The sequence below is a fragment of the Mycobacteroides immunogenum genome, assembly GCF_001605725.1.
Classification (GTDB): domain Bacteria; phylum Actinomycetota; class Actinomycetes; order Mycobacteriales; family Mycobacteriaceae; genus Mycobacterium; species Mycobacterium immunogenum.
The window spans coordinates 2782441-2796662 of the sequence record NZ_CP011530.1 but is presented as its reverse complement, the minus strand read 5'-3'; the positions used below and the strand labels follow the sequence as shown (position 1 = coordinate 2796662).

General features: G+C 62.1%; 6 protein-coding genes. 2 read left to right on the top strand and 4 right to left on the bottom strand.

All coding sequences use genetic code 11. The features are described from left to right. Positions 1 to 231: 231 nt before the first annotated feature. On the bottom strand, positions 232 to 1422 hold the full coding sequence (locus ABG82_RS13630; protein WP_043079642.1) for a serine hydrolase domain-containing protein: 1191 nt from the start codon (positions 1420 to 1422) through the stop codon (positions 232 to 234). Positions 1423 to 1533: 111 nt separating this feature from the next. Here ABG82_RS13630 and ABG82_RS13625 point away from each other — a divergent pair, with 111 nt between their 5' ends. Together ABG82_RS13625 and ABG82_RS28265 are read left to right on the top strand one after the other, a co-directional pair. Beyond that, positions 1534 to 2169, top strand: coding sequence for a TetR/AcrR family transcriptional regulator (locus ABG82_RS13625; protein WP_054491375.1), 636 nt, complete (start codon positions 1534 to 1536; stop codon positions 2167 to 2169). A gap of 288 nt (positions 2170 to 2457) precedes the next feature. Continuing rightward, positions 2458 to 2649 (top strand): hypothetical protein, encoded by a 192-nt coding sequence (locus ABG82_RS28265; RefSeq protein ID WP_054173206.1) that lies wholly within the window; start codon positions 2458 to 2460, stop codon positions 2647 to 2649. Positions 2650 to 2692: 43 nt separating this feature from the next. Here the strand turns inward: ABG82_RS28265 and ABG82_RS13620 are convergent, their stop codons facing one another. Genes ABG82_RS13620 through ABG82_RS13610 form a run of 3 tightly spaced genes read right to left on the bottom strand, consistent with a single transcriptional unit; the run spans position 2693 to position 14156 of the window. Then, the gene (locus ABG82_RS13620) at positions 2693 to 3598 is read right to left on the bottom strand and encodes a glycosyltransferase family 17 protein (protein WP_043079641.1); all 906 of its coding nucleotides are present in this window, start codon (positions 3596 to 3598) and stop codon (positions 2693 to 2695) included. Then, a complete protein-coding gene (locus ABG82_RS13615) occupies positions 3595 to 11067 on the bottom strand; it encodes a non-ribosomal peptide synthetase (protein ID WP_054417038.1) in 7473 nt (2490 codons plus the stop codon). The genes ABG82_RS13620 and ABG82_RS13615 overlap by 4 nt, the downstream gene beginning before the upstream one ends. Continuing rightward, positions 11064 to 14156: a non-ribosomal peptide synthetase gene (locus tag ABG82_RS13610; protein ID WP_052511100.1), complete on the bottom strand. Its 3093-nt coding sequence runs from the start codon at positions 14154 to 14156 to the stop codon at positions 11064 to 11066. Before ABG82_RS13610 ends, ABG82_RS13615 begins: the two co-directional genes overlap by 4 nt. Positions 14157 to 14222 lie beyond the last annotated feature (66 nt).

Sequence of the window (14222 nt, the reverse complement as noted above, 5' to 3'; positions counted from 1 at the left end):
GGCGCTTTTGCGCGAGACGTCGACGCTGAGCTGCTACCGCGCGATTGGATCGACCGGTTCGGGCAGCAATCTCATGATCAGTGAGCGTGTCGGCTGTTATGAGTGCTATCTCGGCGGGCGACCAACGCCTACCACTGACCCGACCTAGCGGACTCGCAACCACAGCGCACCTTTCTATTGCTGGAATTTTTACTGCTACAAAGTATTTCGATGCAATTGGTTGTTTTTTGGTTAGAGAAGTCGGCAGGCTATCGAAGCGAACGTCGGCAGCCGAAGGTCGCCAACGGCGGTGAGACGACTACCGAGATGGTTGGTCACGAACGCTATTGACAAACCCGACGCAGGAAACGCCATGCCACCTGAGCCGCCGGTACCGTAATGCCCAAACCCGCTGGAGGTCGGCCCGCCCCGCAGTAGCGCGCGGTGGTAGCCCAGCCAGTGGTGCGGCGAGACACCGAGCACGTAGTCATAGCGGCTGTTGGGACGCATCTCCGCGATGTGCTCAACGGTCCCTGGCCTGAGGTACTCAATGCCTTCGACTTCACCGGCGTTGGCAAGCGCGCCATACATCTTGGCGAGAGCACGAGCTGTGAACACCCCGTTCCAGCCCGGTTGGACAGCGTCGTGGACCGAAGGGTGATTCTGCGACCCGACCAGTCCAGCCGGAATGCTCTCAACCAGCGCGCTGCCGCGTCGGTACCGTCCAGCTGCCGCCGCGAAGTTCTCATAGTCGAGCCCGGCAACGCGGACCGCCGGGAACAACGGGGCGATCCGAGCACGCTCCTCGCACGGGACTCGGAACCAGAAATCAGCCTCGCTAAGAGGCTCGCTGAGCTCGGTCTGCACAATTTCAGGGAAAGGCATGTTCGTGACGCGTTGTGCCAGCTCTGCGACAAGAGTCCCGAACGACACCGTGTGATATCCCTGCAGGCGCAGCCGGCGCGGATCTGGAGAGCTCGCTGCGAGTGCTGCGGCGACGGTGTCGTGGTCAAAGAATCCATTCCCTGGCACAAGTCCACGTTCGCGGTGCAGTCCAGCGCGGTGATTCAGCAGCTCCCGGACAGTGATCGACCCTTTCCCGGCGGAACCAAACTCGGGCCAGTAGTCCGCAACTGGCTGCTCGTAGTCGATCAGTCCACGGTCAACTAGGCGGTGGATGACTGTGGCCGCCACTCCCTTGCCGGTCGAGTACGACATCGCCATCGTGTCACGACGCCACGGGTTGCCGGGCCCGATGTCGCCTGCCCAGATATCCAGCACGGGCCTGCCGCGCAAAAAGACCGCGAGAGCACCGCCACCTGCACGACGGGACCTGAACACCCGAAAGAACTTGATGGCCAAAGGGATAAACCGGGGGTCGACAATCATCGAAGTTTCCTCGCCGCTGTCGATGGTGTCGCGTTCAGCACGTGCGGCAGTCATGGCGATAGCTCCCCTTGTTTTTGGTCCGGCTAGCCATAGTGCACGCCTTAAGCCATTCTGGCAAGAGTCTTGTCAGATACTCCTTCCGTGTCGTTCTACTAGCATCGACACGTGACGGCACAACGGACCTACGGCGGAATGAGTGCCGATCAGCGGCGCGCAGATCGTCGGATACGCCTACTGGCCGCCACCCGCGAGTTGTTGGAATCGGGAGGACTCGCCCAGATCACCGTCACTGCCGTATGCCGCCAAGCACAGCTATCCGAGCGCTACTTCTATGAGAGCTTTCCCGACACAGACAAACTGCTCGGAGGCGTTTACGACGCATTCGCCGACGAATACATCGGCGCGGTGCTGACCAAAGTCGCCCTCGCCACCGACCTCACCAGCCGGCTACGAGCCGCGCTGAGTGTGGCTCCAGAACTGGACGCCGCACACCCAGGCCTTCGTCATGTTCTCGGGCGTGAGGCCGACGACGGTGAAGCGGCACGCGCTCGTGCGCACGTCGGGCGCAAGATCCTTGATCTGTATCTTGCCAATCATTCGATTCTGTTCCAGGACCAGGCTGTCGACCCCCTCGATGCGGAGCTGGCACTGCGGATAATCGTCGCGGGTGGCTTAGATCTGACTTTTGCTTATTGCCAAGGAAAATTCGATGTTTCCGCTGACGAACTTGCGACTCGAATGGCCAGCTTGCTGGAACCGCTCACCCGATCATTTAGCGTTGACGGCCAGGCTAAGCCGTAGACATCAGTCGCACACCGCCGTGGGTTCGGACTGCGCTGCTCGCTACCCAAGGTTTCTAGAATGTCGAGCTGTCGTCTGGGCCCAACGCGAGGAGAATCGGCTCGTGCTTCGAAGCTATTGAATGGCCAAACATTATCCGGACGAACTGTTGCTCAATTTTCAAGAAAAGATGGCCAGGCATACTAGAGCAGGGCCGGACCATCGAACTCTGCCTAGTTCCAGCGTGAATGCCGTGGGTGTGCTTCGCGCAGACTTCACCACCAACCGCTCTGCGGTGGGACGGACGCCGTGTCCGCGGTTCAGCGTTCCATGGGCTTCGAAGTCGACGCCGCCCTTGACGACGTACACGTGACCGAACGGGCCATCGGGCACAGTGACCACGGCGCCCGCCGCGAGTCGGGCGGTATCCAGGGTAGCGCTGCGGTTTCCAATGCTGATCGTTGCGCCGTCGCGATGTTCCACAGTGCTCTCGGCTTCTAGACCACCTGGACGGCGGCCACTACCCCACTGTCGGTCGGTCTCATCAACGTGCGCCGCTACGTTGGCTCACTTTGTCGAACCACAAGCCTTCCGTGTCCGACTCCATGACTGAGCGCAGGAACGGCTTGCCGTCATCGACGTAGAGGTTTGCGTCGATGTAAGGCAACCGTAGGTCACGGATGCACTGGTCTGCGAAGTCGCTTCGGACGATCTCCTTGTCCGCGATGTTGGCTTCGAAGGCCTGCAGCTTGGCGAACGCATGGCTTTGATGCTGCAACCACGAATGGTGGAAACCGAGGAAATCCTCGGGGCAGTGCACGCTATCCATGAGCGCCTCGGCGATCCCCTTCTTGCGCAGATAGTCGCCGCTGAAGGGCATCTTGCGAAAGTACCTGCCGGTCATTACGTAGGTGCGGTAACTGAAGTCCTGCGCACCGTGGCTCTTGTCGCAGAACAGGTTCAGGTAGAACACCGAGAAGTGCATCCGCACGGTGATGATCTGGTGCTGCTTCACCGCATCGATGATGCGATCGGCCTGACGGCTGTCGAGGATCTCGTCGACGTCGGAGAGGATGACGATGTCGTCGTCGCCGACCGAATCCCTCAGGAGCGTGCACTGATTGCGCTGGACTGCCTCGTTGAAGTACGCGGAGTTGTTGGCGAGCAGGTCCCAGTACCACTCGTCGAAACCCTCGGCGCCACAGGTGTCCAAGTCAAAATAGGAAGCGTCCGGCCGAACGGGGTCGAAGCAGCCCTCAGCCTGCAACCGGTGGTACTTGACGCTGTCGTTCACGAGGGCGATGTCGAAGTTGAACGGCTTGTCCTGGTAGCTGAATGTTTTGTTCGCCTCGCACAGGTGCAGTTCGTCGATCCAGTGGCTGGCCTCCTTGATCTTGAGCTCGGCGATCTCGCGCTCGTTGAAGAAGGGGCTGTATTCGAAGATCTTCATCGGATGACCTCCTGGTGCAGGTTGATTCGGGCGATGTCCCGCAGGTGGCGCTCGAACGAGCTAGTGAGTCGGCTAATGGTGATTTGATCGAAGTGGGCGCCGCTGTAGTAGACGGTTAGCCCCAGGCCCGCCGCGTCTAGCGTGGCGGTGACGTTGATGAGGTAAGCGGACGGGTTTCGGGGCGAATGAGTCAACCCGACAGGGACTTTCAACGGTACGCAGAATTCATGCGAGGCGCTGTCGCGTTCGTCGGCGTAGTGGAACAGCATCGGGTACGGATGGTCGAGTCCGTCGTACCGTCCGCCGCCGAGCGGCATGAAACGGGTGACCAAGTAGTCCAGGCCTCCCTTTGGCACGCCGAGAAGTGCCTCCTTCACGTTCTGCGCCGTCTGATCGATGTCATGGGGTGAGATATCAAGCACGACGGGGTACGCGCCGGCGAAGAATCCCACCGATCTTGTCAGGTCGACATCCTCAAGGAACGATTCGCGTTGGGCGCTCATCACGTAAAGCGGCAGTGACGTGCGTGGCTGCAGCTCGTGACAGGCGTGACCGAAGGCAGCCAGTAGGAGGTGAAACGCGTTGGCCTGCAGAGCCTCTACCGCATGGTCTAGGCGCAACACATCCACGACGCCATCAAGGGGGCGGGTGGTGTGGTGGAGCATCTCCCGCTGAAATGCAAACGGCCGTGGGTTCGAGTCCGGCAAGAAGGGCTCCCCTCGCGCCACCATGGTCTGCAGTTCGGCCGCGGTCGTCGCGAACGATCCGTCGTTCGCGTAACGCCGCAGGCGCAGACACCATTCGTCGTAGGGAGTGGCACGGCTGGTGGGAATCGGTTCACCACGGCAGTGACGCCGAAACTCGTCGAGGACGATTTCCCGCGATGCACCGTCGAATACCAGATGGTGAAACAGGAACAGAATCACCGGTCGGCGACCGTGACAGTAATTGTCAAAGAGCACGACGCGGTACAGATGCCCTGTACCGATGTCGAATTGGGTCTGTAGCGCGGAACCGTACGCATGAATGGCAGCGTTGTGTTCCGACGCCGGCAGCCGTCCCAAGTCGACTCGCGCAAAACACTTCCTCGGCTCGGACTCTTGGTAGTGCTGACGCCATCGGCCCGGTCCGTACTCCTCAAAGCGCGCGGTGAGGATGCGGTGCCGGCGCGCGATCGAGCGCACAGCCTCTTCGACGATGTCGGGGGCTACGGGTTCCATCAATTCCACGAGGAACGGGCTGTTGAAAGTGTTGCGATCGACCAGATCGCGTTGAAAGAAGCGGTTTTGCACGGCAGATAAGGGGAAGCCATCCAGTGACGTCGCCCCGAGTGGCGCGCAAGCCGCGGCGCCGAGACGCCGCACGACCGGCGTCACCTCGCGGATGGTTGGGTGCCGAAACAGATCGCTCACGGACACCGTATAACCCCGCGACCGCAGCAGGCTGACAATCTGCAGCGCCTTCAATGAATGCCCGCCCAGCGCGTAGAAATTCTCGTCGATGCTCACCGCATCTAGCCCAAAAACACTGCACCACACGGTAACAAGCAGCTTCTCTATGAAGTGGTCCGGTGGCGTGTGGGTGCGACATGGCGACCGCGTGATCGGTCGGATGCCAAGTGCGCGGCGGTCGATCTTTCCGTTGCCGGTGAGCGGAAGTCGAGCAGCACGGACGAAGTAGTCGGGGATCATGTAGCAAGGCAGAGATGCCCGCAGATGGGTCTTGAGATCGGCGTCGTCGAGGGTTTCCGCACTGGTGTAGTGAGCGACAAGGCGGTCTCCGCTGACGACGACAGCACATTGTCCGATGTCGGGGTGAGCATGCAAGTGGGCTTCGATCTCAGCGGGTTCGATGCGGAAGCCACGCAGTTTGACTTGGTCGTCAATGCGCTTGAGGTAGAGCAGGTTTCCATCATTGCGCCATTTGACGAGGTCTCCGGTCTTGTACATGACCTGTCCCGGGGTCCAGGGGTCGGGAACGAAACGTTGGCTGGTGAGCGCGGGGGCTCCCCAGTAGCCCAGGGCTACCCCGTCGCCACCGACGTAGAGCTCGCCGGGCACGCCGAGCGGGGTGGGCTGGCGCCGCGAGTCCAGAACGTAGAGAACGGTGTTAGGTAGTGGCTTCCCGATTGGAACGTCGTCCACGGCGCAATCGATGGTGTAGGTGGTGCTGCACACGGTGGCCTCGGTGGGTCCGTACACGTTGACCAGCCTGCCTGCGCCCAGACGGGCGAAGGCCTTGTCGACGTGCGCGGCGGAGGCACGCTCACCGCCGAACAGCACCTTGCGTAGCGGGGCGAAGATTTCGGGATCGATGTCCACGTAGGCGTTGAACAAGGCGGTGGTCATCATCACCATAGTGACGGCGTACTCGTCGATGACGGACGCCAAACGTTCGGGATCAGTGATGTCGTCATGGTGAGGCAGCACCAGAGTAGCGCCGTTGAGCAGGGTGCCGAAGATGTCGAACACCGATAGGTCGAAGGCGTAGTTGACCAACTGCAGGACATTGTCCTCAGGGGTGACGGTGAGGTCGTTCGGTGACATGACCGTGCGCATCACGCCGTGATGGGTGACCGCGATCCCCTTCGGTATCCCCGTGGATCCTGAGGTGTACATGACGTATGCCGGTGCCACCGGCGGCCCCAACGGTGGCAGGCCCGAATTCTCGGCATTGCGCGTCGCCGCCTGGATCATCGCAACGGTCAGGCAGACCCGGACGCCGCTGTCGCACAGGATGGCCTGAGTTCGTCTGGGCGGCAAGGCTGGATCGATCGGAACGTAGGTGCCACCCACCCGCAGGATCGCCCAGACACCCACCACCATCTCCACCGAGCGTGGTGTCATCAGTGCCACCGGCTCCCCCGGGCTCACACCGAGTTCCTGCAGACGTACGGCCGTCGCCTCGGCGCGTTCGTGCAGCTGCGCGTAGGTCAGATCCCCATCGCGGGAACGCACCGCAGCACGCCGCGGGTATCGCCGAACACATTGCGCGAAGAGCTGATACAGCGACGCATCCTTCGCATACGTCACCACTGACGAGCCCGTCATGCCGAGGGCGCAGGGGTCATTTCCCTCAGGAAGGCACCTCAGCAGGCCTATGTGCTTTTCCGGATGGGCGATGATCTCCGATATCAGATGATTAAAGGACTTCGCCATCCGCGCGATGGTGTCCTCGTGGAACAATGCCGTCGCATAGGTGAATGACAGTCGTATCTCGTCGGCGTACTCGACCGCCTCGAGCGTCAAGTCGACTTTGGCCGAGGTCTCGGGTACCGGATAGGGCTCGATGCGCAGTCCGTCGATGTCGAGGATCGCCGGGCCGGTGCTATGGAACACGAACATGGTGTCGAACAGCGGGTTTCGAGACGGATCCCTGTGGCCTTGGACCTGCTGGACGATCCGTTCGAACGGGTATTCCTGGTTCTCGAACACGGCCACCGCCGCCGCTTTGATTGCCTCGACGTGGTCCCCGAAGGGCACGTCAGCCCTGGGCCAGGTCCGCCAGGGCACCATGTTCACGAACATGCCGGCGATCGACTCCACGTCGGGGTGGGTGCGGTTGGCCACGGGTACCCCGACAACCAGATCTTCGCAACCCGAGTACTTATGCAGCAAAACGGTGTATGCGGCGAACAAGATCGTGAACAACGTCGTCCGATGCGCGGCAGCCTCTCCACGCAGCTGGCGAGTCTGTGCGGGGTCCAATTGCAGAGTCACAGTGTGCCCGTTGAAGTTCATCTCGGCGGGGCGCGGATGGTCTAGCGGTAGCTCCAGCACCGGTAACGGCCCGCGGAGTTGCTTGCGCCAAAACCGTTCCTGCTCCCGATAACCGCCATCGCTCCAACGGCGCTGCTGCCACAGCGTGTAATCCGTGTACCGCAGCGCACACGGATTCAGCGACTCACCGCGATAGAGCAGGCTGATCTCCCTCATCAACAAGGCCTCGGTGACGCCGTCGGAGACGAGGTGATGATTGGCCAGGACGAAGATGTACCGCTGCTCCCCCACCTTCAACAGGCTGGCCCGAAACAGAGGCGGCGCAGTCAGGTCGTACTCCTCGCGAAGCCCCGCGACAAGGGCCGCGACGTCGGCTTCGGTTCCCTCGGCTTGTACCAGTTGGACGTCGACATGGTCGGCCACCGTCTTGACCGGAATGCCCTCGCGTAGCTGGAATCCGCTGCGAAACGCGTCGTGCCGTCGTATGACGGCGCGCAGCGCGCTCTCCAGGCGCACCACATCGAGGACACCGGCGATGAGCATCGGAAAGATGGAGTGATAACCGTGATTTCGCGTGACCGCGTGCTGATGGGCATACACCATGCGCTCTGCGAAACTCAGCGGATAGTACGGCAGCGTCGGGCCCCGCGGCACCCGGTGAGCTGGCCGCTGAGGGCGACAAATACCGGCAAGGTGGGTCGCGAGTTCGGCGATCGTCGGGCGTTCAAAGATGTCGCTGAGCCTGACGGGCATGCGCAGGGCTGACTCCAGCCGACTGGCCAGGATCGTCGCGGTCAGGGAATGTCCTCCACACTCGAAGAAGTCCTGATGGATATCCACGCCCCTGAGGTTCAGCACGTCCATCCAGATTGTCGAGATCGCCTTCTCATCCTCGGTAACTGGCGGGTGCTCCGTTGCCGCACAAGAGTTTTCCTCGGCAACCGCCGGCAGATACCTGCGATCGATCTTGCCGTTGCCGTCCAGTGGAAAGGCTTCGATTTCGGTTATGAGTGCCGGGATCATGTAGTCCGGCAAGCTTCCTCTGGCATGTGCGGCCAGCACTTCCGGGGCGAGCACGGGGCCGGTGGTCCGCGTGTACAGGGCCCGTAATCGCCTGTCTCCCCGCGGATCGTGATCGACGACCACGACGGCCTCCCGCACCCCGGGATGGCTCCGCAGGACGGCCTCGACCTCCTCTGGCTCGATCCGGAAGCCACGGATCTTCACCTGCCGGTCCCTGCGGCCGATGAACTCAATGGCGCCATCGTCCCGCCACTTCGCGATGTCTCCTGTCCGATACCACCGGTCACCCGCGATATGGACGAACCGCTCTGCGGTGAGCGCCTGGTCCAGGTATCCCGCGACCAGGCCGTCGCCCGCGATGCACAGCTCGCCGACGACCCCTACCGGGACCGGAGATCGGCCGTTCACGATCGATATCCGTCTGTTGGACAACGGGTATCCGATAGGAACAGTGGTCGCACCGTCGGCCACCTCGTCGACCGGGTAGTACGTGGTGAAGACTGTGCCTTCGGTGGGGCCGTAGACGTGCGACAACACGCCGGGGCGGAGGTAGCGCAATGCTCGCCGCATGTGATCGGCGGAGGCGCACTCGCCCCCTGTCAGGATCGCGCGCAGTCCGCTCAAAGCGCTCGGCTTCTCGTCGACCATTGCGTTGAAGAGAGCGGATGTCATGAACGTGACAGAGATGTGTTCCTCATCGAGCAGATGGGCGATGTGGCCGAGATCTCGCCGCGATGCTTGGTCGGCGATCACCACGGTCGCGCCGTTCAGCAGGCCGCCGAACACCTCCAGTAGCGACGCGTCGAACCCGAGGCCGGCCAACTGAAGAAGACGGTCGGTCGGCTGGATCTCGAGATAGTTACTGCCCACGACGGTGTGCACCACATTGAAGTGCCGCACCAACGTGCCCTTGGGACGTCCCGTGGAGCCCGAGGTGTACAGCACACAGGCGAGCGCGGCGGGATCGCATTCCGGCGGCGGCTGCGGCTCAGCGCAATGATCCTCGGCGAGACGGAGTTCGACAACGTCGGCGTCCAACTCACCAGCCGGAACATGTTCGACGAGAACCAGTTTTGCCCCTGCGGAGCACAGCATGTCCGCGATCCTCCCGGTGGGGAGATTCGGCGCGATGGGCAGGTAGGCACAGCCAACCTTGAGGATGCCCAGCATGCCCGCCACCGCATCCAACGAGGAGGGCGCGAGCAGTGCCACGACGTCACCGGCGCGGACGCCATGCGCTCGCACCATGTTCGCCATCTTGTTTGCCCGCGCGTCCAACTCGCGATAGCGGACCGTCTCACCTCGGCAGCGGATTGCCGGGCGTTCAGGTGAGCGGGCCACCTGCTCTTCGAACAGGCTATCAATCGTGCCCTGAGGAAAATCCCGCGTCGTGCCGTTGAACGACGCGATCAGTCGCCGCTCGTTCTCGTCGAGGACGTCGATGTCGCCCACGGCGATCTCGGGCGAAGAGACGATCGAATCCAGAACGGCAAGAAGGTGTTTTGTCATCCGGTCGATGGTTGAAGAGTCGAAGATCGAGGTGGCGAACTCGATGGAGAATTCCAGGCGATCGTCCGTTTCCAGCAGGCCGAAAGTGAGATCGACCTCCGCCTTGTCGTGACGGAACTGACGAGGCGTCGCCTTGAGCGTGCGGTAGGTCCGAGTTCGCACACGGTGATGGAAGAACAGAACATCGTAGAGAGGGTTCCGGCTCGGATCACGCGGCGGCCGCAGTCGCTCCACCAAATGGCCGACGTCACAACGGAAATGCCGACTGGCCTCATGCATCGAATCAGAGACCTCGGCCAGCAAGGTCTGAACGGCCTTATCTGTGCGCACGTCCGCCCGGATCGGCAACGTGTTCAAGAACAGGCCCACAACCTCCGCTAGGCCATCCTCGGGCCGGAACTCCCGTGGTACGCCGACGATGAGGTCATCCTGGAAGCTGTACTTGGCCAGCAAGACGAACACTGCGGTGAGCGCCACGTCCTCTATTGAGACTCCTTGCGACGCCGCGAAGGCGCGCAACGACGCAGTCCGCTCGATGCCCACCGGGAAGTGGCGAATCGTTCCACGGAAGTCGAAGATTGCGGGCCGACGGTGATCGGTAGGCAGCCGGAGCACGGGTAGCTCGCCGGCCAGCGTCGAACACCAGAAGTCTTCGTCCGTCTGCTGTGAGGATGCGGTCGACCGGGTGATCTCCCTGCGCGCGTGTTCGACGAAGGAGACGCCGATCTCGGGTAGCGGCAGGTCGTGATAGAACGCGAGCAAGTCGTGAACGAGAGTCTCCTCCGAGGAGAGATCGCAGACGATGTGGTGCAGATCCATCACAAGGACGTAGGAAGGCATGCCGTCCGCGCCGTCCGGCACATGGAGCAGAGCCACTCTCAGCAATGGCGCCTGATCCAGCGCGAACGGCCTGATGAATTCAGTGATTGTTCGTGATACATCCTCTGCCGCAATATCTTCCAGATAGTGAAACTCGGGTGACTCGACCTCGGTGATCGTCTGCACTGGTTCGCTGCCGAGTAGCGAGAAGGACACCTGAAGCTGGTCGTGCCGACGCGCCAGTTCACTGAGTGCCTGTTCCAGCCGTTGGGGATCGACCCGTCCCCGCAGCGTTCTTACGACGGGCGAGTTGTACGCGGTGCTCGCGGGATTCAACTGATGCACGATCCACATCCGTCGCTGCGCGGGTGTGAGAGGGTGCGGGCCGGTCGCTGTCACGGCAACTCCGACGCGGCGTGGGCGAAACACGCGCGGATGCGCGGCACGTCCACCGCACAACTCGTGCGAAACGTGCACAGCAGTGTGTCGGAAGACACTGCGGTAATGCCGTTGAGCAGTGTCTGGATGGGCAATGGGTGCGGCGTGACCCAACTCGTCTCGACAAGGGAATCGGCGGGAAGTTCCTCGACTTCGCCGAGGAAGTTGAACATCAAGGTATCGAGGTCCGCGAAATCCTCGCCGGCGTCTACGAGCCGGCCGACGTCCGACCAACACGCCTGCGACTCAGGGTCCAGCATCAAGTGCAGGAAGTTCACGTTGTGCCGCGTGGCGAGCTCGAGGCGCTCGACGATGGACTGGGTGATCGCGTGTACGGACTCGCGCGCATTCACCAGCATCGGGACCATGTCGGTGAATTCGCCGACCGTGTCGTAGTACCGCCGATTTTCGTACTGACGACCGTTTGTCACGAACAAGAGCGGCAATTCGTCCATCTGCAAGTATGTTTGAAGACCCTTCGCGTGAACACCGAGCGCCACGTCCAATGGATGCTCCTTCTGCCAAGCGCTGTGCAGCGGCACCACGATGGTGAAGTTGGTGGCCGAGGATGATCCAGTCGCCGCGACCACAGGCTTCGTGGACTGTTTGGCTCGGTGGAAGTCTTCGAGTCGAAACGCCCGGACGACGTCAGGTACGTCAAGTCCTTGGGGGCCGCGGGCCAACTGGCGAACGTAGTCCTCGAACGACGGCGCCTCGGTGAACGGCGACCGCCCCTGGCGCACGACGTCATAGTGACGGATCAGGTGCCGGGAGAGAATTTCCTGGGAAACCTGGTCGAAGATGACGTGACTCACGATCCATGCGAGCAGGTGCTGGTCTCCGTCCACTCGCACTACGGCGAGCTGATGCAATAACTGCGAGCCTGAGTAGATGCGCGTGCTGAGTTCCTCGATGAGCGTCGGCAGGGCGGAATCCGTCGCGGCGTAGATGGTCGCGTCGATTATCGGGACCCGAGGCGGATCCTCCGCGCGGTAGTCATGCTCGCGCCATAGGTGACGGTCATCCCCTTCCACCGGTACACTCCGAAGCAGCCCGTGCTGGGTGATCAAGGCGCCGTAGGCCTTTCGAAGAGAAAGAAGGTCAAGCGGTCGTCGCAGGGGTTCCATCGCGAAGCAGGCCGCGGTGTCGAAGCCAATCTGCAGCTCCTGCATGGCAGTCAACGCGTATTCCTTTATCACGGGAGTGCCCCCGATGAGCTGGCCATTGCCGGCGAGTGATTCATCGAGCAAGCCAGGCACGTCGTCGTCGAGGCGCACGACTGGCTGTCCATCCGGGTCGAATGTCCCGGAATCGCCTCCGCCCCCGGCCACGTCGCATATCTCCGCCAGTAATGCGTCGATCGTCTGGTGGTGCAGGATCTCGCGCGCCGTCACTGGATACCCGGCACGGGTCAGACGCGACGCCAGCGTCATCGCAACGATCGAGTTGCCGCCTATGTCGGAGAAGCACTCGTCCGGCCCCACATCGGGGACGTCGAGCACGTCCGCGAAGAGCCGGTGCATCACGTCCTCTCGCTCCGAGCCGTGCCGTCGCGGGACGTACGTGCGCGAGGGCGGCGTCGCGGTTTCCGCGGCGAGTCGTTGGCGGTCGATCTTGCCGTTGGGGGTCAGCGGAAGTTGGCTGGCGTACGCGAGATGATCAGGGATCATGTAGTGGGGCAAGGCTTCCCGAAGGTGATTCTTGAGTTCGGCGCCATCGACGGGTTGGCAGCCGGTGTAGTGAGCCACCAGCTGATCGCCGCTGACCACGACGACGCATTGCTTCACGAGGACGTGTTCCTGGAGCCGTGATTCGATCTCCCCGGGTTCTATGCGAAAACCGCGTAGCTTGATCTGCTCGTCGATACGCCCTCGATAGATCAATTCGCCATCTTCGGCCCGCTCGACCAAGTCTCCGCTCCTGAACATGATCGCGCCCGGTATGCCGGGTTCCGGCACGAACCGTTGGCTGGTGAGCCGCGAGTTTCGCCAGTAGCCATAGCCGACACCTTCCCCGCCGATGTAGAGCTCCCCAGGAACACCAGCCGCGGCGGGACGGCCCGCACTGTCGAGGACGTAGAGGCGGGTGTTGGGTAGCGGCTGCCCGATCGGCACCTCGTCCATGGGGGCGTTGACGGTGTGGGTGGTGGTGAACACGGTGGCCTCGGTGGGGCCGTAGACGTTGACCAGCTTGCCTGGACCCAGCCGACTGAGAGCTCTGTTGACGTGTGCAGCCGAGGCGCGTTCGCCGCCGAACAGCACCTTGCGTAACGGGGCGAAGATTGCGGGATCGATGTCGACGTAGGCGTTGAAGAGCGCGGTGGTGACCAATGCGATGGTGACCGCGCACTCCTCGATGATGCTCGCGAGGCGTTCGGGGTCGGTGGCGTCATCATGGTGAGACAGCACCAGTGTGGCCCCGTTGAGCAAGGCGCCGAAAATGTCGAACACCGATCCGTCGAACGCGTAGTTCACCAGCTGTAGGACGTTGTCCTCAGGGGTGACGGTGACGTAGTTCGGCGAGATCACCGTCCGTGTCACGCAGTGATGAGCAATGGCGATTCCCTTAGGGGTTCCAGTGGATCCCGATGTGTACATGACATAGGCCGGAGCCACGGGTGGCCCCAGCGGCGGCAGAGCCGAGACCTCGGCGTCATCGTCCTCCACCCGGATCATCGCCGCCGTCAGGCAGACCCGGGCGCCGCTTTCGTGCAAGATGGCCTGAATTCGTCTGGGCGGCAAGGCCGGATCTATCGGAACATAGGTGGCGCCCACCCGCAGGATTGCCCAGATGCCCACCACCATCTGTACCGATCGCACCGTCGCCAGTGCTACCGCATCCCCGGGCTGAACGCCCAACTGAAGTAGCCGTGCGGCCATCGACTCAGCGTGCGCGTGCAGCTGCGTATAGGTCAGTACCTCGTCCCGCGAGCGCACGGCAACACGCTGCGGATACCGCCCAACGCATTGCGCGAAGAGCTGATACAGCGACGCGTCCCGTGGATAGACGACCACTGTCGCCTGCTCTGGCTCCACTACCGCTCCGGTCATGAGCCAGGGTCCAGCGAGTAACTTGTCCGGCAAGACCCTGGAGGAACCGACTTGCCTTCTTCCACA